The organism is Sporanaerobacter sp. (assembly GCF_047830725.1).
GTDB lineage: Bacteria > Bacillota > Clostridia > Tissierellales > Sporanaerobacteraceae > Sporanaerobacter.
In genome coordinates this window covers 1,588,374-1,612,944 of the sequence record NZ_CP181252.1, presented here as the reverse complement: position 1 = coordinate 1,612,944, position 24,571 = coordinate 1,588,374, and the positions used below count along the sequence as shown (strand labels likewise).

Here is a 24,571-nt window from a genome sequence, read left to right as displayed (position 1 = left end):
AAAATAGAAATACTATATATCGAAAGCAACTTTTACAAGAAGGGAGGAAAAAATACTAGTATGGCAAAAGATAAAAACAACAAAGAATCAAACAAGAAAAACAAAAACAATAAAGACAAAAACAAAGAAGAAGGTTAAATAAACCTCAGGCATTGCCTGAGGTTTATTTATATAATCCTATTTTATAATATTATCAATTCCTTTGGTGAATGGGTGAGAATCTCTATTCCATCTTTTTTCACAACTACACTGTCTTCAATCCTCACTCCGCCCCAATCTGGAATATATATACCTGGTTCTACTGTCACAACGCTATTTTCCTCTAAAACCCTATCACAATTTACACCCATAAATGGTATCTCATGAAGTTCCAATCCTACTCCATGACCTAATCCATGTCCAAAGTACTCATTGTATTCTCCCATGATTTTTCGCACTTCTGTATCTGCTTCTTTTCCGGATATTCCACTTCGAAGCACATCCAATCCTCTTTGTTGTGCAGCCTTTACAATATTGTATATTTCCACTTGCTTTTCATTTGCTTTACCAACTACAACAGTTCTTGTCATATCAGAATGGTATCCCTTATATAGAGCACCAAAATCTATAGTTATGAAATCTCCATTCTCTATTTTTTTATCTGAAGGTTGCCCATGAGGAAGAGAAGTTTTCTTCCCTGAAATAAATATGGTATCAAAGCTTATGCCTTCTGCTCCAGCTTTTCTCATATAATACTCTAATTCTAAAGCAAGCTCCATTTCTGTCATTCCAACTTTTATGATTTTAAGTATTTTTTCAAAAGCTTTATCAGCAAAATCACAAGCCCTCTTTATACATTCTATCTCTTCTTCATCTTTAACAACCCTTATTTCTTCTACTAAATAAGAAGTTGGAACTAATTCTATATTTGATATACTTTCTCTCAAACTTTCATACATACCAAAATTCATGTATTCTTTTTCAAATCCTATTCTCTTAACTCCATCCTTTTTAACTAAATCTTTAACTGTTTCAACAAGTGATTTGAAAGGGTTTCCCCATCTTATGACTTCAAATCCCTTACATTGACTTTGAGCTTGTTCCGTATATCTTGAATCGGTTATAAAATAATTATTTTTACTTGTTATGAATACAAAAGAATCAGAACCTGTAAATCTACTTATATATCTTACATTTGGCTCTGTAAGTAAAAACAATCCATCAATATTGTTTTTACTCATTTGTTCATATAATTTTTCTATTCTAGTCATAAAATCACCTTCCTCTACTATATTCTAACACTTTGACAGGAGAATTAAAGTATTTTTTAAAGTCTTTCAGCTACAGATTTAATTTCCATAAATAACAATAGATAATCTTCTCCTCCTGCTTTAGAACAAGTGCCGGATAATTTAAATCCACCAAATGGTTGAACACCCACCAAAGCTCCAGTACATTTTCTATTTAAATATAAATTTCCTACATGAAATTCCCTTTTTGCTTTTTCAAGCTTCTGCCTGTTATTTGAATAAACAGCCCCAGTCAAACCATAATCAGTATCATTTGCAATATTTAATGCACAATCAAAATTATCTACTTTAATCACAGAAAGAACAGGCCCAAAAATTTCTTCTTGAGAAATTCTTGCATCTGGGGACACATCAACTATTATAGTAGGTTCTATAAAATATCCGCTTTCTCCACATTTGTTCCCTCCAAAACATATTTTGCCTTCATTTCTTCCTATTTCAATATATGTTAATATTTTTTCATAAGCATTTTCATCAATTACAGCACCAAAATTTGTATCAAATTTTCTAGTTGGACCAATTTTTAATTTTTTAGTTTTTTCTACTATCTTATCTATCATTTCATCATATATATCTTCGACAATAATTGCCCTGGAACATGCAGAACATTTTTGCCCTTGGAATCCAAAAGCAGATGCTACTATTCCTTCTGCCGCTGCATCTAAGTCAGCTTCATTATCAACTATTATTGTATCTTTTCCTCCCATTTCAGCTATTACACGTTTGATACATTTTTGACCATCTTTTATATCTGAAGCCATCTTAGAAATATTTAATCCTACATCTTTTGATCCAGTAAAATTGATAAATCTAGTCTTTGGATGAGAAACCAAATAATTTCCAACACTTTCTCCTGGACCAGGCAAATAATTTATTACACCATCAGGTAATTTAATTTCATCCCATATTTCCATAAATTTAGCTGCTACAACAGGAGTAGAACTAGAAGGCTTTATGACAACAGTATTTCCTGTAACTATTGAAGCCGCTGTCATTCCCGTTAAAATAGCTAGTGGAAAATTCCAAGGTGCTATTACAATCCCCACTCCCATTGGAATATAGTAGCATTCATTTATCTCACCAGGAAAACTTCCTACATCCATACCCTTTGCGAATTTAAGCATTTGTCTTCCATAATACTCTAAAAAATCAATTGCTTCAGCTACATCTGCATCAGCCTCAATCCATGTTTTACCTGCTTCTTCTACCAACAATGCAGAAAAATCAAATTTTTTCCTTCTCATAATAGCAGCAGCCTTAAATAAATAATTTGCTCTCTCTTTTGGACATACATTTTTCCACATTTCAAAAGCCTCTAGTGCTGAACACATGCTCTTATCTGCCAATTCTTCATTCCCTTTACTGACAATTCCTATGATTTCTTTAAAATTGCATGGATTGTATGATGTTATTTTTTCATCAGTATAAATTTTTTCCCCACCAATTATAAGTGGATATTCTTTACCTTTTTCAACATCCAGTTTTTTAAATGCTTCCTCCATCTTATCTATGTTTTCTTGTTTAGTAAAATCTATCAAGGGTTCATTTTTAAATTTTTCTAACATAATTATCACCTCATTAAATTTTTATTAAAAACTATCATGTTCAGTACGTTTAATTATTTCATTTTGCAAAGACTCATTTAGATCACAAAAATAATCGCTATAACCTGCTACCCTTACAATTAAATCTCTATATTTTTCTGGTTCTTTCTGAGCTTTCCTTAAGGTTTCAGCGTCTACAACATTAAATTGTATATGATGACCTCCCATTTTAAAATAAGCTCTGACTAGATGCAATAAGTTCTCAATACCCTTGTCATCTTCTAACAATTTTGGCGTAAATTTTTGGTTAAGCAAAGTACCTCCCGTTTTCACATGATCCATTTTTCCTGCTGATTTTATAACAGCTGTTGGGCCATATTTATCTCTTCCCTGTACAGGTGAAATTCCTTCGGAAAGGGGCTCTTTAGCTTTTCTTCCATCTGCAGTTGCACCAATTACTGAACCAAAATAAACATGGCAAGTCGTAGGAAGCATATTTATTCTATAAAAACCTCCCTTCATGTTTTTTCTTCCATTAACTGAATTATAGAACATATCAAATACTGTCTTCATTATATTATCTGAATAATCATCATCATTCCCATATTTATGAGGAGCATTTACAAATTTAAGTCGTAAATCTTCATAACCATCAAAATTTGATTTTAAAACCTCTAGTAATTTTTCCATAGAAATATATTTTTTATCATATACATTATATTTTATTGAAGATAGACTATCAGTTATAGTGCCAATTCCTACACCTTGTATATAATTTGTATTGTATCTAGCGCCACCTTCGTTATAGTCCATCCCTTTTTTTATACAATCATCTATTATGGTAGATAAAAATGGAGAAGGCATACATTTGGCATACAATTTTTCTATGATATTATTTCCCTTAATTTTTACATCAATAAAATAATTTAGTTGTTTTTCAAAAGCTTCCATCAATTCTTCAAAGCTTTCAAATTTTCTTGAATCTTTAGTCTCTATGCCTATTTTCTTTCCAGTATTAGGATCTACGCCATTGTTTAAGGTTATTTCTAAAACCTTATTTAAATTGAAATATCCTGTAAGTATATAAGCTTCCTTCCCAAAAGCTCCAGTTTCCACACAACCACTAGTGCCACCGCATCTAGCATCTTCTACAGCCTTTCCCTGTATGAGCATTTCTTCAACAACTGCATCTGCGTTAAATATAGAAGGCTGACCCCATCCTTTTTTTACTATATTGAGAGCTCTTCTTAAAAATTTATCAGGATTTTTCTGACTCAATTGAATATTAGAACTTGGCTGCAACAATCTCATTTCATCTATAACATCCAAGACCATATAAGTTACATCATTTACTCCATCTGAGCCATCAGCTTTTAGTCCTCCACTATTTATGTTTGCAAAATCTGTATATGTTCCACTTTCCTCCAAGGTAACTCCTACCTTTGGCGGCGCTGGATGATTGTTAAATTTCACCCAAAAACATTGAAGTAATTCTTCAGCTTCTTCTTTTGTCATTCTTCCTTCTTCAATGTCTTTCTTGTAAAATGGGTACAAATGCTGATCTAATCTTCCCGGATTAAAAGCATCCCAAGTATTAAGTTCTGTAATAACTCCAATATGGACAAACCAATACATTTGGAGAGCCTCCCAAAATGTTCGTGGTTTATATGCTGGTACATGAAAACATATTTCCGATATCTTTAAAAGTTCTTGTTTTCTCTTAGCATCAATTTCATTTTCCGCAATTTTTTTTGCTTCTTCAGCATATCTATTTGCATACTCTATTATCGCATCGCAACATATTGCCATAGCCTTTAACTCTTCTTGTTTTTCATACGCTTTTTCATCATTGTAATAATCTATTGCTGACAAACTATTTGATATTTCTTCTTTGATCTCTAAAAAGCCTTTTTCATATATTTTCCCATCAGCTGTAGTATGTCCTGGAGCTCTCTGCTCCATAAATTCGGTAAAAATACCAGCTTCATAGCAATCTTTCCACTCTTGTGACATTTGTTCAAAAATTCTGTCTCTCATGCTTATACCTTTCCAATAGGGAATAATCTCTTCTCTTTGAGTTTTCATCACCTCTTCAGATACATAAAAAGAAATCTTTTCTCTATCATTTATCATTTTGAGATCTTCTAAAGTGTGACAACATAGTTCTGGATAAGTTGGTGTTCCCTTAGGTTTTTCTCCTCTTTCTCCTACGATTAGTTCTTTTTCATTTATACAAATAGTCCTTTCTTCCATCAATGCCTTAAAAACTAAAGCTCTTAACATTGGTGTAGATACTTTCCCAAAGTATTTTTTATAAGTATCTGTAACTATTTTTGCTCTCTCAATAGAAATAAAAGGCCTTGCATTTAGACTATTCTCTCTTAAAATTTTTACTCTTTCATTCATGCCTCTACCCTCCTATAATTATACTTATACCTTTTTCATTAAACTCTTTCTCTATTAATTTCTTCTTTTCATCAGATAAAAGCAAATCCTTAGGGATTCTATATTCTTTCCCAAATCTACTGTATTTTTCTCTTCCATAGTCATGATAGGGTAGTATATTAACTTTTTTAACGCCTAATTTTCCTAAAAATTTAGAAAATTCTTTTATGTCTTCTAAGTCATCATTTATTCCTGGAATAAAAGGAATTCTTGGAATAACTTTTGCCCCACTGTTTAAAAGTTTCTCTATATTGTCTAATATCACTTTATTTGATACTCCTGTATATTTCTTATGCTTTACATCATTTATCAATTTGATATCATATAAAAACAAATCTACTTCATCTATTAATTTTTCAATTTTTTCCCATTCAGCATACCCAGATGTATCTACAGCTACATGAATCCCTGACTTTTTAAGACCTTTAACTATACTAAATAAGAAATCAAACTGCATCAAAGGTTCTCCCCCTGATATCGTCGCTCCTCCATTGGATTCATCATAAAATATTGCATCTTTTTCTACTTCATTAATAACCCACTCATCAGTGACTAATTTTCCCACAAATTCAAGTGCCTTCCCAGGGCATACCTCTACGCATTTCCCACACAAATTGCACTTTTGTCTTTCAATAAAAACTTTATTTTCTTTAATTGTTGCAGCATTCATTTCACATATATTCTTGCAACCGCCACATCCAATACACCTATTCTTAAATATAGCCAATTCCCTATCTAAAATTTGTCCTTCTGGATTGTGGCACCACCAACAACGTAATGGACATCCTTTTAAAAAAATAGTTGTTCTAATCCCTGGTCCATCATGAATAGAAAATCTTTGTATATTGAAAATATAGCCTTGCCCCAAAGGATCACCTCTTTTTTTAATTATTCATCATATTTTTATCAGACAAATAGGGGGAGGAATAGTATCACAGCATGACACTATTCCAAGTTAGTATTTGCAATATATTTAAATATAACTAAATTCCATTTTCTTATAATAGATGGCAAGCAACAAAATGTCCTTTCTTTATCTCAACAAGTTCTGGCATTTTTTCTTTACAAATTTCTCTTGCCATCTTACATCTAGGTGCAAACTTGCATCCTGGTGGTGGATTGATAGGGCTTGGTATTTCTCCTTCTATTGGTATTCTCGTTTTCTTTCTTTCTTGTTCTGGATCAGGTATTGGTATTGAAGATAGCAATGCTACAGTATATGGATGCAATGGATTTCTATAGAGTTCTTCACTTTCCGCAAGCTCAACCAAATGACCTAAATACATTACTCCTACCCTGTCAGAAATATACTTAACCATAGACAAATCATGTGCTATAAATAGATAAGTTAACTTTTTTTCCTTTTGCAATTCAACTAGAAGATTTACTACTTGTGCTTGGATAGAAACATCTAGAGCAGAAATAGGTTCATCACAAACTATAAATTCAGGTTCAATAGCCAATGCTCTAGCAATTCCTATTCTCTGTCTTTGTCCTCCTGAAAATTCATGAGGAAATCTAGATGCATGTTCTTTATTTAATCCAACGGTTTCAAGTAGTTCGAAAATTTTTTCTTTTCTGTCTTTTCCTCTATAAAGATCGTGTATATCTATTCCTTCCCCAATAATATCTTCAACTGTCATTCTAGGATTTAAAGAAGAATATGGGTCTTGAAATATAATTTGAGCCCTTTTTCTAAATTCCTTCTTTTCCTTTGATTTTAATGTATGAACATTTATTCCATCAAATATAACTTCTCCTCCTGTGGCACCATATAGTCCCAACACAGTTTTCCCACAAGTTGTTTTCCCACAACCAGATTCTCCAACAAGTCCTAAAGTTTCACCTCTCTTGATATTAAAACTTATATCATCAACGGCTTTTACAGTTGCTTTACGGCCAGCTTTAAAATATTTTTTTAAGTTTTTAACCTCAATTAATACTTCACTATTATCCATTTAGTTCACCCCTTTGTAGCAATAGATCTGGAACACCTCTAGTATCAGCCTTTTCATTATGCAGCCAGCAGCAAGATTCATGTTCATCTCCAAAATTTACGGTTTTAGGATAAATCGTCCTGCAAACTTTCATTCCAAACTCGCATCTTGCGGCAAAAGGGCAACCAATTGGAGGATCTGTCAAGTCTGGAGGAGTACCTGCTAATGAATATAATTTTTCCCTTTCACTTATATGAAGCTTGGGGACTGATTTCAATAGTGCAAAAGTATATGGATGTTTCGGATTATAAAATATTTCATCTGTAGTTCCTTTTTCAACTATTTTCCCAGCATACATTACATGTATTCTATCCGCTACACTAGCTACAACGCCTAGATCGTGAGTTATTAAAATAACTCCTGTATCCAACTCTTTCTTTAAATCATTTATTAAGTCCATGATTTGTGCTTGAATTGTTACATCCAATGCTGTCGTTGGTTCATCTGCAATCAAAATTTTAGGATTGCAAGCAAGTGCAATTGCAATCATTACTCTCTGGCGCATACCACCAGAAAATTCGTGAGGATATTGATCTAATCTTTCCTTTGCATTTGGTATTCTAACAAGTTCAAGCATTTTTAGTGCACGAAGTCTAGCTTCACTTGACGATACATTTTCATGTATAATTATACTTTCAGCAATCTGATTTCCAATCTTCATTGTTGGATTTAAAGAAGTCATAGGATCCTGAAATATCATAGAAATTTGTCTTCCTCTAATTTTGCTCATTTCTGATTCACTAAGCTCAAGAAGGTTTTTGCCATCAAAATTAATTTCAGAATTATCTTTTTCCATTATTGTTTGAGAACTTGGTAATAATCCCATAATAGCTTTAGAAGTAACAGTCTTTCCACAGCCTGACTCCCCTACAATAGCAAGAGTTTCTCCTTTATCCAAATGAAAATCGACACCTCTAACTGCTTGTACAATTCCAGCATAAGTTTTGAATGAGACTTTTAAGTTTTTAATTTCTAAAATTCTTTCACTATTCATATAAATCACCTACTCCCTCAATTTTGGATCTAATGCATCCGAAAGACCATCACCTATCAAATGAAATGACAGTGTAGTAATAACAATCATCAAACATGGAAAAAACAATTGATGAGGATAAAACATCAAGCTTTGCTGTCCTGCCGATGCCAAAGCACCCCAGCTAACTTCAGGTGGCCTTACCCCTAAACCTATATAGCTAAGAAATGCCTCTCCAAAAATAAAACCAGGAACAGACATTGTGATATCAACCATTATAATTCCTAAAACATTTGGCAAAAGATGTTTGATAATGATTCTATTCATATTTGCCCCAAGTGCAACAGCTGCTTGAACATAATCTTGCTCTTTTATTTGTAATACTTGTCCTCTAACCATACGAGTTGTTCCTATCCAAGAAGTAATACTCATTGCAAATATTAAAGAAAACAAACTTCTTCCCATTACCAAAGTCAATATTATAACAATAATTAAATAAGGTAGATTACCAATAAATTCACATATTCTCATAATAATATTGTCTACCCATCCACCTTTCAATCCTGCTATTATACCTAAAAGTGAGCCTATAACAAACATAACTAAAGTACAAAGAAGTCCAATTAATATAGAAACTCTTCCACCTACACAAACTCTCGAAAACAAATCTCTGCCCATATCATCAGTACCAAACCAATATTTTAAATTTGGTTTTAAGTTTTTTTGAGAAGCATCAATGTATTGATAATCCTTCCCAGAAATCGTAGGCCCCAAATATAAAGTCGCAATTACTACTACTAGCATTATTAACCCTAATATAGCCAACTTATTTTCTTTAAATCTTCTCCATACATCTGCCCAATATGTAATTGAAGGCTTCTGTATTTTTTCGGAAGATAATCCTTTAGTTCCTACTCTTTCAAACATATCATCCGTCAAAACCGCATCATCTACATATATACCTACATCATTATTTACAATATCCACATTGTTACCCCCTTACTTTTTCAGGACAATCTTAAAAACTCGCATCTTTTATACTATATTTTATCTAAAAATTTTAATCTTCGGAACTCGTAATTCTAATTCTTGGATCAACAACTCCATACATAATATCTACAAAAATCAATGATAAAACATATAATGCTGCAAAAAATATAGTAAATCCTAATATCATAGTATAATCATTATTAGTTACAGATTTTACATAGTAAGACCCAAGACCTGGTATAGAAAATATTCTTTCAATAACAAAAGACCCAGCAAATATACCTGCAATTGCAGGACCCGTCATAGTGACAATAGGAATCATAGAATTTCTCATAACGTGTTTTTTAATAACCCTTCCTTTTTTGCAACCCTTTGATTTTGCAGTAAGAATATAATCCTCATTTATAACAGAAAGAGTACTACTTCTCATAAACTTTGTATAACTTGCAACGCCACCAATGGTATATGCCAACACTGGCAAAATATAATGTTTCATTTCTCCCCAACCAAATACAGGAGCCAATTTCCATTTGAAACCTATAAAATACTGGAGCAATGCAGCAAATACGAAACTTGGGACACATATGGCTAGTACCACGAGGACCCTTATTATGTAATCGGGCGTTTTCCCTCTGTGAAGTGCTGATATTAATCCCAATAATACTCCTATGACGATCTGAAGTACTAAAGCAATAATACCTATTTTAGCTGAAATTGGTGCATTTTTCTTTATGATATCGTTTACAGATTTCCCAGTATAAACTATAGATTCTCCAAAATCACCCTTTGTTATAAGATTTTTCATATATATTCCATATCTCACAACAACAGGCTTATCAAGACCGTATTTTGTACGAATTACAGCTTGGGCCTTTTCAGGCATCTGACCTACTTTGGCTGCAATAGGATCTCCAGGAGCACCTGCAATTAAGAAAAAGGTTGCTGTTGTAATCAAAAATAAAGTAAACAAACCATAAAATATTCTCTTAAGAATAAATTTAAACATAATTTCACTCCTCTTTTAATACTTATCCTGCATTTCAATGTTTATATATTAGCAGCGGAAATTTATTGAAAATTTTGATAAACAAGACATATTTATAAATAAACTATGTCTTGTTTATCTTTAATTTCAATTTTTTAAAAAAATTTATCTACCTTAAAAGTCAAATTCCTTCATTTATTCAATATATACCTTTGTATAATCTACTCCAGCATTTGGACTCAAATAATAGCCTTTTAAATAATTAGCTCTATAATATGTTCCTTTTCCACAATAAACAGGTGCAATAACCCCTGTACCAACCAAAATCTTTTCTGCTTCATAAAATAATTTTGCTCTTTCCTTATCATCAATACTTAAAGAAGCTTTTTCAATCAATTCGTGATATTTATCTGCATCAGGTCCTGTCCATCCTGATTTTTTGCTATCAAAATAACCATTAACAGGATCATAAATACTTAGCAATGTACTAGGATCATTGTAATCAGGACTCCAACCTGCAGTACATATATCATAATCTCCTTCATCAACTTTATCCCACATAATATTCCATTCCATCATATCAATAGTAATTGTAACGCCTAGCTTTTCTTGCCATTCTTGCAACAACCATTCTGCTGATTTTTTGGAATACTCTGATGTACCTCTTGTTGCATATCTGACTTCCATTTTTGCTGGATCTGGATCAAGCCCTTCTTCTTTAAGACCCTCAATTAAAAGTGCCTTTGGATCTGGATATTCTTCTTGCAAATCTTTTAATATATTGATATCTTCATCAATTAAATCTTTATATAATTTCTCACCACAGTTTATAACATCCGGTACCAAAGAATAAAGTGGTGTAGAAGCTCCATGATTTAGATCTTCATTGTATTTTTCTCTATCTATTGCCAAAGAAAATGCTAATCTTATTTTGGGATTCTTGAAATATTTATTTGAACAATTAAATCCATAGAATTCAGGAGCATTGCCGACTAATTCAAATTTTGTGTACTTATCTCCCTCTGCTTCAATCTTTCCTTGCCAGTCAGGATCGTTTGTTCCCACAAAATCAGTGTCTCCAGATAACAATGCTTGAACTGCTGCAGCTGGTTCTTCTACAATATATCTATTAACCTTCTCAAGTTTTACATTTTCAGCATCCCAATATTTTTCATTTTTAACAAAATTCATTTTAACATTTGGTTCCCAGTTTTGAAGTTCAAATATTCCATTAGTCACAATTTTATCTACTGAAGAACCATATTCTTCTCCCCATTCTTCATATTTGTCCTCCCTCACAGGTTTTGCACGATCAAGCAATTGAACAAAATATGAACAAGGTTTGGTCAATGTAAACTCAACAGTTTTTTCATCAATTGCTTTTACCCCAATATCCTCTGGATTTTTCCCATTACTGTAATGTGCTTCTGAAAAATTAAGAATTATATTATCAAATAACCATGCATTTGTAGAACCTACTTCTGGTGTAGCCATCTTTCTAAATGTATAAACAAAATCATCTGCTTTTACTGGAACACCGTCATTCCAGACAGCGTTTTCTCTGATTTTAAAAGTATATACAGTACCATCCTCATTTACTGACCAATCCTCTGCAACTCCTGGTTTAATTACTGCAACACCATTTTCATCAGATACATAATAAATTAAACTTTCAAGAATCATTCTTTGCACTGAATAATCAGGCTCAGTTGTATTAAGCATTGGATTTAAACCTGTAGGTTCATCCAAAGTACTAAAACTATACACTTGTTCCTTAGCCTTTTTATCTCCTTCTGACCCTCCTCCAGTACTGACATCATTACCACATCCAACTAACATTCCTAAACATAGCAATACAGTTATTAATAAAGCAATAATTTTTTTGAATTTTCCCATAATTACCCTCCTAACCTCATAGTGAATATTTTTACATATTCTTAAATTGCTTTTCCTCCTTTCTTTTTTACTTTTCCCTATAATTTTCTTTTGTTTTTTAAATATTTATAAAATTTTAAATAATTATTTATAGCTTTAGTATAATACATGGTTAAATTTTTTTCAATACTTAATTCAGTATTTTTTCATTTTTGTGAACATTTTGTCTATTTTTTAGTATATACTTAATTATATGTTTTGCTTTTAATGTATAAAACATATAAGTTTTTTGATTTTAAATCTTACTTCCGACAAAATTCAAATATATAAAATTTATTGCCAAAATTTTTCCTTGAATGAAATTTATTTTAATGCTAGTATTGATATGTAAATATTTTTATAAATTTTTATATACTCTTATGAGGAGGAACAATTAATGGACCAAGAAATAGGGGAAAAACTTAAAGACCTCAGAACATCGAAAAAAATGACATTAAAAGAACTTAGTGAAAAAACTAATTTATCAATTGGTTATTTATCTCAATTAGAAAGAGGGCTTACTTCCGTTGCGATATCTTCATTGGAAAATATTGCATTTGCTTTAGGTGTTGATTTAAGCTATTTTTTTGAACCACCCGCTAACAATGAAAATAGAATAACTCGAAGTTTTGAACAAAAATTATCAATAGTTGAAAACTCTCGATTTATATATCATAATTTGGGAAATGATAAAGAAACTGAAAATATGTCTCCATTTATGATTACTATACTACCTAATTATACCAATGAAGAAGTAATTCCATATTCTCATGAAGGTGAAGAATTCACTTATGTTTTGGAAGGAGTTTTGACTGTTTTTTTAGAAAATCAAAGATTTGAACTATATCCAGGAGATAGTATTCATATAAATTCTACATTAAAACACAATTGGGATAACTATACAAGCAAATTAGTTAAAATATTATGCACCTATTCCCCCAAAATATTTGATATAAAAAAACATATTAAATAAAAGGAACAACTAAAATAGTTGTTCCTTTTATTGCAATTCCTCAATATTTTCATCTTCTCTAGTGAAATATTCATTTTCTCTAATTTCATAATGTCCTGAGCTATAAGGTTCTCCATCAGTTGAAATATAAACTTTATCTACTCCATAATAATCAGTAAACGTATATACGATACTGTCTAAAATTTGCGTTTCTAACAAACTACCAGCATTCATTTCTTCAATTAATTCCTTAGAAAAATCTACTTTGACTATTCCATTATCTTTATCTAAAACTATAGAATTAATTTTAGTATTTTTAGATATGAGAGATATTGCTTTAGATGATGGGGGATTTTTAAATCCATTTTCAAATATACTTTCTATACTATCATTGGTTCTGAATTGCAAATCAATATTTTTATATACAAGTTTTGTGCCTTTTTCTTCTGGATAATAAAATCTAATACCGTGAACTAATGGTTTATTTTTTTCAAGCCTTTCTAAAAGAGTTTTTACTTCAAAATCACCTGAGCTATAAATACTTGCCACATGGCCTATGCCCTTTACATAATAATCAATTTGCTTTTCTTTATCTCCTAATTCAGTTGTCACCTCTAAAGCTTTGAATTTTTTATATGGAGTATTTATTTCCACTCCAGAGCCTGTTATAGTTCTGTTTTTCCCATTTGGCAGTTTCCAAGACATACCTACCTTTAAAGGTTCCTTTAAAATGATTTCAGCATTTTCATCTTCTTTTACATTTTCTTTAAGTAAGTTCTCAATATGATAAAATTCTCCTTCTGTATAAACTTTCTTAAGTTCTCCATCTTTATATTCCAATATTTGCACTACCTCTGTCCCTGCATTTATAATTCTGATTTGTGCCTTATTGTCTTCAATATAGTCAAAATAAACCTTTTGTTCTGCATATTCATTTCCTTCTCCATAATACATCATCAATGTATTTTGTAAAAAAGGAAAATAGTCGTATATTTTGCTTGTTTCTTCTATTATTGGTTCTGTTTTTGTTTTATCTTCTTTTTCCTCTAAAATTTCTTGTTTTGAATTCACATTGCTACAAGCTGTAACAATACTAAGTATAGATAATATGATAAAAAACATATAGATTTTCTTTTTCATTTTATCACTCCCAACAAAGTCTAGTTGCTTAACTATATATTCCCAATCATCTACAAATATTATTCCTTTATATATTACTATAAATAAAAAAACCTTGCAAGTTGCACATAAAAAGCTTGCAGAGTGTAAAAATCTGCAAGCCTGTATTTATCTGGTGCACCTTCAGGGACTCGAACCCTGGGCCCACTGATTAAGAGTCAGTTGCTCTACCATCTGAGCTAAAGGTGCATATCCAAAGGACATTATTTATTATACTATGTTATTTTGAGTTTGTCTAGTCCAAATTTAATTTTTTTTATAATATCTTCACAATTTTAAAAGCCAAGTCAGAATTAAAATTCCTGACTTGGCTTTTCATTTAAGAAAAATACTGATAGCGTTCCTGGACCTGAGTGTGCTCCTATTGCACATCCTATGATATTTATTACAAAATCTGTACATCCATATCTTTCTTCAATCATTTCCTTTAATTTCAACGCTCCTTCTAAATCATCACCATGATTTATACCAATAGTTTGATTTTTTAAGTCTGCATTTCCTCCACGCTCTTGCATGATTTCTAGCATCCTATTTAAAACTTTGTTCCTTCCCCTTACCTTCTCAATTGGTCTCAAAGTGCCATCTTCCGGTATGTCCAGTATAGGTTTTATATTTAGCAATCCCCCTACAAAAGCTTGAGCTCTGGATACCCTTCCTCCTCTAAATAAGTACTCTAAATTATCTACAGTAAATATATGTTCAATATGTGCTACATAAAAATCCAACATCCTCAATATTTCTTCTTTTGATTTGCCTTCTTTTGCCATCTTAGCAGCTTTATATACTAAAAGTCCAAAACCTACAGAAGCTGATCTAGAGTCAACTATATCAAGATCTAAATTTGGATATTTTTCTCTAATAGAATCCCTAACTATTAAGGAAGTATTGTAAGTTCCTGATAATCCTGATGAAAAACATATATATATAGTACTTTCACCACTTTTAGCTATTTCTTCAAATTTTTCTTCAAACATATATGGTGGAATTTGCGATGTCTTATATACTAATCCATTTCTCATGTCATCATACATCTTCTTTGGATCCAGAGTAACTTTGTCTAAATATTCCTCATCATCCTTAATTACAAGTATAGGCAAAATGTCAATATTGTACTCTTTCAGTATTTCATCAGGCAAATCGCAAGCACTATCAGATAAAATTTTTACTGTCATAAAAATCCCCCCCATTTCTTTTATTCATTATAATATATAACTATTGTTCTGTAAATCCTGTATTAAAAAAGAAAAATCAGTAATATAAATATAGATATATGAATAATTTATATTAGAACATTTTGAGGGGTGAACCTATGAAATTTTTCTTTATTAGAAAAAAAATACTATATACTATATTTACAATTGCCATAATTCTTATTGTGATTCTTATTTTATTTTCTATTCTTTAGTTATTAATATATAATAATATGGGTATTTATAATAAAAGATCTAGAAAGGAAGACTTACATGGAAAAAATTTTAAACTCAGACAATATCATGCTCATAGGTATGATATCAAGCCTCTGTGCAGGACTTTTAACTGCCGTAGGTGCTTTGCCCATATTTTTAACTAAGAATATTTCCGACAAAATGTTGGATACTTTGTTGGGATTTGCAGCTGGTGTGATGTTGGCAGCCACATCTTTTTCACTTGTAATACCAAGTATTGAATATGCTGGTGGTGGGGCTAAGGGTGCACTAGTAACTTCTATGGGCATATTAGCAGGGGGAATTTTTTTAGACCTAACTGATAAGTACTCGCCTCATGTTCATTTATTAGATGAACGTACTGAAGGGAAAAATTCTTCTCTGGCTAGAATTTGGTTATTTATCATAGCAATAACCATTCACAATTTCCCAGAAGGTTTAGCTGTAGGAGTAGGATTTGGAGATAACAATATTGCAAATGGATTAACTTTGGCAATAGGTATAGGAATTCAAAATATGCCAGAAGGTTTAGCTGTAGCATTAGCATTGGTAAGAGAAAAATATCCTCCTTCAAGAGCTTTCTTTATAGCACTCTTAACAGGCTTAGTAGAACCTATAGGTGGGCTTTTAGGTCTATGGCTTGTAAAAATATTTAGGCCTATATTACCTTTTACTTTGGCTTTTGCTGCTGGAGCAATGCTATTTGTTATAAGTGATGAAATCATACCAGAAACTCATAGAGGTGGGCATGAAAGATCTGCTACTTATGGTATAATGATAGGATTTGTCGTGATGATGTTTTTAGACATAACATTAGGATAAAATTTAGGCTGCTATTCAGCAGCCTTATCTTCTTTAAATTCTTTTTCTAGCATATAATATTTGTATATCAATTCATCTAAATCCATACTAATTTTTAACAATTTTTGTCTATCTACATCCCCTTCAACAAGACTATTTAATTCTCCCCTCTTCATTGCAATTTCATCTTTTAACAATTCTAAAGAAGTTTTTTTAGTCATATCTCTATTCCCTCTTTCTTTAGTTCTTATTATATTTGATACCACAAAACTTGATAAAATAACCATAGTTATAAAAATATCTTATTTTGCAGCTAACTGCATTTAACATACCTTATAATTATAACAATTTTAAAACAAAAAATCATAAAAATTTTTCCCTTTTATTTTACATAATCTTATTTTTTACTATCATTTTTGACTTATTTGGTACATTAGTTTCTATTTTTAAAAAAGAATAGTATAATTGTATATATAATATCTTTTAGGAGGCTAGAAATATGTCTAATGTTGTTGAACGTTTTTTAAGATATGTAAAGTATGAAACTACATCATGTGAAGATTCAAATACTGTTCCTAGTACTGAAAATCAAATTGTATTTGCAAAAGAGTTGGGAAAAGAACTTAAAGAATTGGGGCTTTCAGATGTATCTGTTGATAAAAATGGATATGTTATGGCAACTTTACCTTCTAATATTGACAAACAAGTTCCAACTATAGGTTTTATTTCACATATGGATACGAGTCCAGATATGTCGGGAAAAAATATAAATCCTAAAATAATCAAAAACTACGATGGAGGAGATATTATCCTCAATAAATCCACAAACATTGTACTATCACCAGATGATTTCCCTGAACTTAAACTTTATATTGGAAAAGAAATTATAACAACTGATGGAACTACGCTTCTAGGGGCAGATGACAAAGCTGGAATAGCTGAGATAGTTACAGCAATGGAATATTTGATCCAAAACCCACAAATACCTCATGGGACTATAAAAATAGGCTTTACCCCTGATGAAGAAATAGGTAGTGGTGCAGATCATTTTGATGTAGATAAGTTTAATGCTAAATATGCATATACTGTTGATGGTGGCCCTTTGGGAGAACTTGAATACGAAAATTTCAATGCAGCAGGAGTTAAAATTCAAATACAAGGTAGAAATGTACATCCAGGTTCTGCAAAAAACAAGATGATAAATTCTATGATTGTAGCTATGGAATTAAATAGTATGCTACCTGTAAATGAAAGACCAGAATATACTGAAGAATATGAAGGCTTTTTCCATCTTGTGGGCATGGAAGGGACAGTGGAATATACTACAATTGAATATATAATTAGAGACCACAATAGGGATAAATTTGAGCAAAAAAAGAATCTTATAAATGAAATAGTTAATTTTTTAAATATAAAATATGGAAATATTTTATCAATCGAAATGAAAGATCAATATTACAATATGAAAGAAAAAATCGAACCTGTAATGCATATAGTAAATATAGCTAAAAGGGCTATGGAGGAAGTAGGAGTTGAACCTTTGATTAATCCTATAAGAGGTGGCACTGATGGAGCTAGGCTTTCATATATGGGACTTCCTTGTCCAAACCTATTTACTGGTGGACACAATTTCCACGGAAAATTTGAATATATTCCTACTTTTGCTATGGAAAAAGCAGTTGAAGTCATACTTAAAATAGTAGAATTGAACAATGATATAACTATAGCTTAAAATACTTGCAACTCATAAAAAAGTGCAGCTTAAAAACAACTGCACTTTTTTATATTGCCACTTTTTTTCTTTTCCTCATTATATGGTCAACAAGTGTCACAATACCTGTAATTATTATTTTAAAATAATAGCTTATAGCTCTCCAAAGAAGTAGAGCATATACTATTAGTCCTGATGAAAACAAAGGCTTAAATAGCAAGTAATATCCACCTTCTGAAGCTCCTGCCGTTCCTGGAGTTGGAATATAAGAAGCTGCCATATAAACTAGTGACTGTATAGCTATAATGTCTATAAATGTTGCTTCATTAAGCCCTAATGCTAAATATACAAAATAAGTTATACTAAAATAAAAAGTTAACTCTATTATATTGAGAATCAATAGAAGTACTGCATTCTTCCTATTTTCTTTTATTTTTTCTACGCTTTGCATATACTCTTCCATTGCTGTATCTAATCTATTTACATATTTATCAATATCTTTCATGATTTTAATCTTGTTTAAAAATTTATAAACATACAGTACTATAGGTTTTATCCATTCTGGTCTATAAAATAATAAAATTATTCCAACTAGCACTAATAGATTTAGAACAAAACCTACTATAACAAATGGAAGTGCCCCTTTAGCTTTGCTAAATATAAAACTCAATTTCAACATAAACATTACAAGAGAATAAAGAGTTACTGCCATTTGATATATTATGAATTTATTGAAAAGTATTAATGAGCCTTTGGGAACTGATATATCTTCCTTACTCATCAAATATACCTGAACTGGTTGCCCCCCTGTTGAAAAAGGAGTAATTGCACTATAGTATTGGCCTATAATTGCAATTTTCAAGGATTTAAAATAGCTAAACTTTCCATAAACCGTTTTTGTGATGCTGTTCAATATTAATCCATCAAAAATCCAATCTCCCAACATCATGCTTAAAGCTAAAGCCAAATACATCATATTTGTATTACTTATAAGTCCAGGCAAGTCTTTTAAATTTTCACTAGTCAGAATTATAACAAGAGTCACACTGGTAATAAGAATTCCAAATAAATAATTAATTTTTTTCTTATCCATAAATTTCTAACCTTCTCCTAATATAAGATTTAATTTTCTTTATTTGCTACATATTTTTGGCTATTTATTTCTAGGTATTCTTCCATCTCTTTTAAATATCCATTACTTACAGCTTTTATTATTTCGTTGTCAACAGAATCATATTTTTTTTCATCTATACTTCTAATTGGAAGTACATTGACTGATGTACCCGTCATAAAAGCTCCTTTTATTTTAGATAAATCTTCTATATGAATATTTTCCTCTATAACTTTTAAACCTAATTTTTTGCAAACTTCCATTATATGATTTCTTGTGACTCCTAAAAGCACATCTCCCTTAGGAGCAGTATAAAGCACTTCATCTTTTACAAAAAATATATTAGATCTACTCCCTTCAGTTATATACCCATCTTTATTCACAAGAAGTGCTTCAAAAGCATTATTTTCTTCTATTTTTCTATTCACATCCTCTTTAAAAGAAACATTTAGTATCTTAGCATTTGGATTTTCTCTTTCAAAATGATATAAAATAGTATGAATGCCTTCCATATAAACCCTTGGTTCTGGATAATAGCTTTTTATAAAATAAGCTAAAAAAACTTGTCCTCTCCCTTGAATTTCAGTACACAGCAATTTTATATTTAAATTTTTAACATTGTTTTTATTTATTAATTTTTTTATATCCTCTTTTATTTCATCATCAGTTCTATATATTGTATAACCAACAATAGCTGATGATTTTCTCATTCTTTCTAAATGTTCTTCTAAAAAAAGTGGTATCCCTTTTATAACTCTTATAACTTCATAAATAGGAGGCTTGTTTATATCCTCAAATACATTTGTTTCTCCATTTGCAATAATTTCTCCATTCATAACAATATAGTCTCTAATAGCTTCATTTTTCACTCATATCTACCCCCTTGTTTTTCTAAAATAAAGTATACCACAACATCGTTAAATTGACATTATTTTTCTAATGTCTCAAGATTTTTAAGCACTATATCCCTCTTTATCTTAAGTAAGTTGCTGTTGTTTAGTTTTAGCACTTCTTTCATATCTTGAATGGAAAAACTAATTTTATCTACATTTTTGCTTTTTTCCTTGTCTTTAGTCAATTTAATTCTCATATTATTTATATAATTTTCCGCTTCTGTCAAAACTTCTTTAGAAGCATCTATCTCTCCCTTTTCTGCTATCAAATAAGCTTTATAAACACAATATTTTATTTTGCTTATATCACCTTTTATTTCATCTTTATATAAATCAAAAAAAGATGATAAATTTTTATATACTTCACTACCACTATTTAATATATTGAAACTGTCCCTATTTTCAATAGCAAGTGTCAAAGAATTTATACTTTCCTCAAACTTAAAAGTACTATCAGCAGTAATACCTTTTTTAGCTCCTTCAATTTCATACACATTCCAATATTTATGAATATCATTTATACTTTTATTCATACTATCCCAAAGTTTCTGTATCTCTTTCTCTTTTGATGTCTTTTTTTCATCAGTTTTGTTTTTTGAATCCTTTTCTTTATCTTCATCACTTAATTCAGGCTTAATTGCTACCTTTTTTACCTCTTCCACATCTTTAAGAATTGAATTCACATTTTCTAAAATAGAGTTTAAACTTTGAGGAGCCTTATCTTTTTTCTCATAAGCATTTGGCTTTTTAGAAGGATTTCCCTTGCAAGAAGAAATTAAAAATAAAGCAACTATTATATTAAAAAAAACTATAGCTTTTTTTCTCAATCTTTACCACCTCTGTTTTAGTATAACCAGAGATGCTTTTTTTATGTTAAAGAATTGGAGATAAAAGCCTTGAAACTGACTCTTTAAATTTTACAACAATAGATCTTTTTTCATATTCTTCTATCGTGATTTCCTTGCATTTTTTAAAATCCTCATGTATTTTTTCTGTTATTTCTTTATTTATATTTTCATCATAAATAAATGCATTTACTTCAAAATTTAGTTTGAAACTTCTTATGTCTAAATTTGCCGTGCCTACAGATGAAACTACATCATCCATGACAATCACTTTACTATGCATAAATCCTTCCTGATACGTATAAAACTTAACTCCAGCTTGAAGAAGTTCACCTATATAAGACAAACTAGCCCAATATACAAAAGGATGATCTGGCTTAGAAGGAATGATAACCCTCACATCGACTCCAGATAGTCCTGCTATTTTTAGTGCTTCTAATATACTGTCATCAGGTATAAAATACGGAGTTTGAATGTAAACTTTACTTCTTGCATTTATAATCATTTTAAGATATCCATCTTTGATGCTGGTCCATTTAGAGTCTGGACCAGATGAAACTATTTGGATTCCCGTTTCACCTTGAGTGGAGATTTTAGGAAAATATTTTTCACTTATTTCTATCTCACTACCTGATACAAATCTCCAATCAAGCAAGAACCTCCATTGTAAACCTTTAACTGCCGTTCCTCTAATCTTCGCGTGAGTATCTCTCCAATACCCAAATTTTTTAGAATAACCTAAATATTCATCACCAATATTAAATCCTCCTACATATCCTTCTTTACCATCAACAACGCAAATTTTTCTATGATTTCTATAATTAATTCTTATACTCAAATAAGGAGAAAATGGTGGTAAAAAGCAAGCAACCTCACCCCCAGCTCTAATCAACTCCTTAAAAAATCCTCTTGGCAGTGTCCTGCCTCCCATACCATCATAGATTAACTTAACTTCTACACCTTCTTTTGCTTTTCTTGTCAATGCTTCAACTATTCGAGTTGAAATAGTATCACTTCTAATAATATAATATTCCATATGAATATATTCTTTTGCATCCTCTATACTTTTTAAAAGAGAATTAAATTTATCTAATCCCGAAAAAAATAGTTCCACATCATTGTCTTGAGTATAAATAGATTCACTACTCATAAGATGTAGTTGAATAATATCTTCATATTCTGCCACTTTGGGATCATTGTAATTGAACTTATTCTTTTCAATAAACTTTTCCTGAGTAGCAACAATATCTTTAAAATATGCATCTTCTTCTTCTTTAATTTTAAACATTTTCTTCTTTCTTAAGTCTTGTCCCAAAAATAGATAAATTAAAAATCCAATACCAGGCAAGAAAAAAAGAATCATAAGCCATAGCCAAGTAATAGTAGGATTCCTTCTCTCAAAGAAAACCAACAGTATGGCTAACAAAATATTGATTAAAAGAATATTGTCTACTATCCATTTTAAAGCATCAACAACATAATTCATGGCATCACCTACACATCTTTTATAAAACTTCAAATTATATTATACCACATCATTATTACTATTAAAATTGCCAAAAAGGAGCATTAAAAATGCTCCTTTTTAAACTGTTCATATCTATTTATTCTTTTTAGATTTATATCTTTTTGTGCTATCCAATATTCTTTTCCTAATTCTCAAACTTGTTGGAGTAACTTCAATCAATTCATCATCTTCTATAAATTCTAATGCTTCTTCTAATGACATAATTTTAGGTGGTGAAAGTCTCAAGGCTTCATCAGAACCTGCAGCTCTAACATTTGATTGTTGTTTTTTTCTACATACATTTACTTCTATATCATTCCCTTTTGGATTTGCACCAACTACCATTCCCTCATATACTTTAGTCCCAGGTTCAACAAAAAGAATCCCTCTATCTTGAGCTGCATATAGACCATACGCTGCTGTCTCACCAGTTTCAAATGAAATTAAAGAACCCATAGATCTACTAGGAATATCTCCCTTGTAAGGTGCATATCCATCAAATTCAGTATTTAATATACCATTTCCTTTTGTATCTGTCATGAACTCAGATCTATAGCCTATAAGTCCCCTGGCAGGTATGGAAAATATAAGTCTTGCATAACCACCATTAGATTCAGTCATATGAACAAGTTCGCCTTTTCTTTTGCCTAATTTTTCTATAACTGTTCCAATGAATTCTTGAGGTACATCAATAATCACAGTCTCTATTGGCTCATATTTCTTGCCATTTATTTCTTTAAATAATACTTGTGGTTTAGATACTTGAAATTCATAACCTTCTCTTCTCATAGTTTCTATCAATACAGAAAGATGAAGTTCTCCTCTTCCCGAAACCTTGAAAGCATCTGTAGAGTCAGTTTCTTCAACTCTCAAACTGACATTGGTTTGAAGCTCTTTAAATAATCTATTTCTCAAATGTCTTGAAGTAACAAATGTTCCTTCTTGACCAGCAAAAGGACTATTATTTACAGAAAAAGTCATAGACATAGTTGGCTCTGAAATTTTCACAAAAGGTAATGGTTCCGGTGTGCTTATATCACAAATAGTATCCCCTATATGAATTCCTTCTACACCAGTCACAGCAATGATACTCCCAACTTTAGCACTTTCTACTTCAACTCTATTTAGTCCTTCAAATTCATATATCTTAGTTATTTTAACCTTTTTAGCTTTGTCTTTTTCCTCATGATTGACTATGATAGCTTCTTGATTTAAGCTAATAGTTCCTCTTTCTATTTTACCAATTCCTATTCTTCCTACATACTCATTGTAGTCAATAGTTGAAATTAAAACTTGCAATGGATCTTCCTCATCCCCTTCAGGAGCTGGAATATAGTTAACAATAGTTTCAAATAAATCTTTCATATTTTCTTTTGGAGTATTTATATCAAGAGTCGCCATTTCCTCCTTTGCTGAAGCAAATACAAATGGACATTCAAGCTGTTCTTCATTGGCTCCTAAATCTATAAAAAGATCCAACACTTCATCTATTACCTCATTGGGTCTAGCTTCTGGCCTGTCAATTTTATTTATACATACTATAACTGGTAAATCTAATTCCAAAGCTTTTTTCAATACAAATTTTGTTTGAGGCATAGGCCCTTCAAATGCATCTACTAACAAAACTACTCCATTTACCATTTTTAATACACGTTCTACTTCTCCTCCAAAATCTGCATGACCTGGAGTGTCTACTATATTAATTTTAATATCTTTATAGTATACTGCTGTATTTTTGGAAAGAATTGTTATTCCTCTTTCTCTTTCAATATCATTAGAATCCATTACTCTATCCTTAACTACTTGGTTTGCTCTAAAGATACCACTTTGTTTTAGAAGTGCATCTACTAATGTAGTCTTTCCATGGTCTACATGGGCAACTATAGCAATGTTTCTAACATCTTCTCTTTTTTTATTCATGTTTTTTACCACTTCCTATTTTAAGATTACTATAATAATTGAACAAAACAATTTTATCATAAATTCTATAAAAAGCAACAAAAAGTACAAT

The 24,571-nt window shown here is 30.9% G+C and carries 20 protein-coding genes and 1 tRNA gene; 3 read left to right on the top strand and 18 right to left on the bottom strand.

Translation table 11 applies throughout. From position 1 onward, the window contains the following. Positions 1-182: 182 nt before the first annotated feature. The 9 genes from ACFWUA_RS07925 to ACFWUA_RS07885 all read right to left on the bottom strand — a co-directional run bounded on the left by ACFWUA_RS07925 (position 183) and on the right by ACFWUA_RS07885 (position 12,119). Entirely contained in the window at positions 183-1,250 is a 1,068-nt protein-coding gene (locus ACFWUA_RS07925) for a M24 family metallopeptidase (protein WP_416197507.1), read from the bottom strand. A 56-nt stretch (positions 1,251-1,306) separates the two neighbouring features. Next, entirely contained in the window at positions 1,307-2,854 is a 1,548-nt protein-coding gene (pruA, locus tag ACFWUA_RS07920; RefSeq protein ID WP_072744191.1) for an L-glutamate gamma-semialdehyde dehydrogenase, read from the bottom strand. A 24-nt stretch (positions 2,855-2,878) separates the two neighbouring features. Further along, positions 2,879-5,239 carry a trans-4-hydroxy-L-proline dehydratase gene (gene hypD, locus ACFWUA_RS07915; protein ID WP_416197506.1) on the bottom strand — a complete coding sequence of 787 codons (2,361 nt, stop codon included), beginning with the start codon at positions 5,237-5,239 and terminating at the stop codon, positions 2,879-2,881. A gap of 4 nt (positions 5,240-5,243) precedes the next feature. Beyond that, positions 5,244-6,146: a glycyl-radical enzyme activating protein gene (locus tag ACFWUA_RS07910; RefSeq protein WP_416197505.1), complete on the bottom strand. Its 903-nt coding sequence runs from the start codon at positions 6,144-6,146 to the stop codon at positions 5,244-5,246. A gap of 130 nt (positions 6,147-6,276) precedes the next feature. Then, complete coding sequence (locus ACFWUA_RS07905; protein ID WP_416197504.1) at positions 6,277-7,236, bottom strand: ABC transporter ATP-binding protein; 960 nt, start codon at positions 7,234-7,236, stop codon at positions 6,277-6,279. Beyond that, positions 7,229-8,269, bottom strand: coding sequence for an ABC transporter ATP-binding protein (locus ACFWUA_RS07900; RefSeq protein WP_416197503.1), 1,041 nt, complete (start codon positions 8,267-8,269; stop codon positions 7,229-7,231). The genes ACFWUA_RS07905 and ACFWUA_RS07900 overlap by 8 nt, the downstream gene beginning before the upstream one ends. Before the next feature lie 9 nt (positions 8,270-8,278). Then, positions 8,279-9,235, bottom strand: a complete 957-nt coding sequence (locus tag ACFWUA_RS07895; protein ID WP_416197502.1) for an ABC transporter permease — start codon at positions 9,233-9,235, stop codon at positions 8,279-8,281. A 73-nt stretch (positions 9,236-9,308) separates the two neighbouring features. Then, the gene (locus ACFWUA_RS07890) at positions 9,309-10,244 is read right to left on the bottom strand and encodes an ABC transporter permease (RefSeq protein ID WP_416197501.1); all 936 of its coding nucleotides are present in this window, start codon (positions 10,242-10,244) and stop codon (positions 9,309-9,311) included. 174 nt (positions 10,245-10,418) lie between these two features. Further along, positions 10,419-12,119: a peptide ABC transporter substrate-binding protein gene (locus tag ACFWUA_RS07885; protein WP_416197500.1), complete on the bottom strand. Its 1,701-nt coding sequence runs from the start codon at positions 12,117-12,119 to the stop codon at positions 10,419-10,421. Between the two features lie 415 nt (positions 12,120-12,534). Between ACFWUA_RS07885 and ACFWUA_RS07880 the strand changes: the two genes are divergently transcribed. Further along, the gene (locus tag ACFWUA_RS07880; RefSeq protein WP_416197499.1) at positions 12,535-13,110 is read left to right on the top strand and encodes a helix-turn-helix domain-containing protein; all 576 of its coding nucleotides are present in this window, start codon (positions 12,535-12,537) and stop codon (positions 13,108-13,110) included. A 27-nt stretch (positions 13,111-13,137) separates the two neighbouring features. On the opposite strand, the gene ACFWUA_RS07875 is transcribed toward ACFWUA_RS07880, so the two are convergent. From ACFWUA_RS07875 to ACFWUA_RS07865, 3 genes are all read right to left on the bottom strand, one after another. Beyond that, positions 13,138-14,229: a GerMN domain-containing protein gene (locus ACFWUA_RS07875; protein ID WP_416197498.1), complete on the bottom strand. Its 1,092-nt coding sequence runs from the start codon at positions 14,227-14,229 to the stop codon at positions 13,138-13,140. Positions 14,230-14,381: 152 nt separating this feature from the next. Then, positions 14,382-14,457, bottom strand: a tRNA-Lys gene (locus tag ACFWUA_RS07870). Positions 14,458-14,561: 104 nt separating this feature from the next. Continuing rightward, on the bottom strand, positions 14,562-15,440 hold the full coding sequence (locus ACFWUA_RS07865; RefSeq protein ID WP_416197497.1) for a DegV family protein: 879 nt from the start codon (positions 15,438-15,440) through the stop codon (positions 14,562-14,564). 291 nt (positions 15,441-15,731) lie between these two features. Between ACFWUA_RS07865 and ACFWUA_RS07860 the strand changes: the two genes are divergently transcribed. Continuing rightward, positions 15,732-16,514 (top strand): ZIP family metal transporter, encoded by a 783-nt coding sequence (locus ACFWUA_RS07860; RefSeq protein ID WP_416197496.1) that lies wholly within the window; start codon positions 15,732-15,734, stop codon positions 16,512-16,514. Between the two features lie 11 nt (positions 16,515-16,525). Here ACFWUA_RS07860 and ACFWUA_RS07855 read toward each other — a convergent pair whose 3' ends face one another. Continuing rightward, positions 16,526-16,714 carry a Spo0E family sporulation regulatory protein-aspartic acid phosphatase gene (locus tag ACFWUA_RS07855; protein WP_416197495.1) on the bottom strand — a complete coding sequence of 63 codons (189 nt, stop codon included), beginning with the start codon at positions 16,712-16,714 and terminating at the stop codon, positions 16,526-16,528. Positions 16,715-16,992: 278 nt separating this feature from the next. Here ACFWUA_RS07855 and pepT point away from each other — a divergent pair, with 278 nt between their 5' ends. Continuing rightward, on the top strand, positions 16,993-18,225 hold the full coding sequence (gene pepT, locus ACFWUA_RS07850) for a peptidase T (RefSeq protein WP_416197494.1): 1,233 nt from the start codon (positions 16,993-16,995) through the stop codon (positions 18,223-18,225). A gap of 49 nt (positions 18,226-18,274) precedes the next feature. Here pepT and ACFWUA_RS07845 read toward each other — a convergent pair whose 3' ends face one another. The 5 genes from ACFWUA_RS07845 to typA all read right to left on the bottom strand — a co-directional run bounded on the left by ACFWUA_RS07845 (position 18,275) and on the right by typA (position 24,480). Then, on the bottom strand, positions 18,275-19,297 hold the full coding sequence (locus tag ACFWUA_RS07845; protein ID WP_416197493.1) for a lysylphosphatidylglycerol synthase transmembrane domain-containing protein: 1,023 nt from the start codon (positions 19,295-19,297) through the stop codon (positions 18,275-18,277). A gap of 29 nt (positions 19,298-19,326) precedes the next feature. Continuing rightward, positions 19,327-20,184, bottom strand: coding sequence for an aminotransferase class IV (locus tag ACFWUA_RS07840; RefSeq protein ID WP_416197492.1), 858 nt, complete (start codon positions 20,182-20,184; stop codon positions 19,327-19,329). A 59-nt stretch (positions 20,185-20,243) separates the two neighbouring features. Continuing rightward, on the bottom strand, positions 20,244-21,035 hold the full coding sequence (locus ACFWUA_RS07835) for a hypothetical protein (RefSeq protein WP_416197491.1): 792 nt from the start codon (positions 21,033-21,035) through the stop codon (positions 20,244-20,246). Between the two features lie 46 nt (positions 21,036-21,081). Further along, entirely contained in the window at positions 21,082-22,539 is a 1,458-nt protein-coding gene (gene cls / locus ACFWUA_RS07830) for a cardiolipin synthase (protein WP_416197490.1), read from the bottom strand. Between the two features lie 114 nt (positions 22,540-22,653). After that, positions 22,654-24,480 carry a translational GTPase TypA gene (typA, locus tag ACFWUA_RS07825; RefSeq protein ID WP_416197489.1) on the bottom strand — a complete coding sequence of 609 codons (1,827 nt, stop codon included), beginning with the start codon at positions 24,478-24,480 and terminating at the stop codon, positions 22,654-22,656. Between the last annotated feature and the right edge of the window lie 91 nt (positions 24,481-24,571).

Coding starts and splice junctions, on each gene's coding strand:
- ACFWUA_RS07925 (WP_416197507.1), bottom strand. CDS start 1,250: ATGACTAGAATAGAAAAATTATATGAACAAATGAGTAAAAACAATATT.
- pruA (WP_072744191.1), bottom strand. CDS start 2,854: ATGTTAGAAAAATTTAAAAATGAACCCTTGATAGATTTTACTAAACAA.
- hypD (WP_416197506.1), bottom strand. CDS start 5,239: ATGAATGAAAGAGTAAAAATTTTAAGAGAGAATAGTCTAAATGCAAGG.
- ACFWUA_RS07905 (WP_416197504.1), bottom strand. CDS start 7,236: ATGGATAATAGTGAAGTATTAATTGAGGTTAAAAACTTAAAAAAATAT.
- ACFWUA_RS07900 (WP_416197503.1), bottom strand. CDS start 8,269: ATGAATAGTGAAAGAATTTTAGAAATTAAAAACTTAAAAGTCTCATTC.
- ACFWUA_RS07890 (WP_416197501.1), bottom strand. CDS start 10,244: ATGTTTAAATTTATTCTTAAGAGAATATTTTATGGTTTGTTTACTTTA.
- ACFWUA_RS07885 (WP_416197500.1), bottom strand. CDS start 12,119: ATGGGAAAATTCAAAAAAATTATTGCTTTATTAATAACTGTATTGCTA.
- ACFWUA_RS07880 (WP_416197499.1), top strand. CDS start 12,535: ATGGACCAAGAAATAGGGGAAAAACTTAAAGACCTCAGAACATCGAAA.
- ACFWUA_RS07875 (WP_416197498.1), bottom strand. CDS start 14,229: ATGAAAAAGAAAATCTATATGTTTTTTATCATATTATCTATACTTAGT.
- ACFWUA_RS07865 (WP_416197497.1), bottom strand. CDS start 15,440: ATGACAGTAAAAATTTTATCTGATAGTGCTTGCGATTTGCCTGATGAA.
- ACFWUA_RS07860 (WP_416197496.1), top strand. CDS start 15,732: ATGGAAAAAATTTTAAACTCAGACAATATCATGCTCATAGGTATGATA.
- ACFWUA_RS07855 (WP_416197495.1), bottom strand. CDS start 16,714: ATGACTAAAAAAACTTCTTTAGAATTGTTAAAAGATGAAATTGCAATG.
- pepT (WP_416197494.1), top strand. CDS start 16,993: ATGTCTAATGTTGTTGAACGTTTTTTAAGATATGTAAAGTATGAAACT.
- ACFWUA_RS07845 (WP_416197493.1), bottom strand. CDS start 19,297: ATGGATAAGAAAAAAATTAATTATTTATTTGGAATTCTTATTACCAGT.
- cls (WP_416197490.1), bottom strand. CDS start 22,539: ATGAATTATGTTGTTGATGCTTTAAAATGGATAGTAGACAATATTCTT.
- typA (WP_416197489.1), bottom strand. CDS start 24,480: ATGAATAAAAAAAGAGAAGATGTTAGAAACATTGCTATAGTTGCCCAT.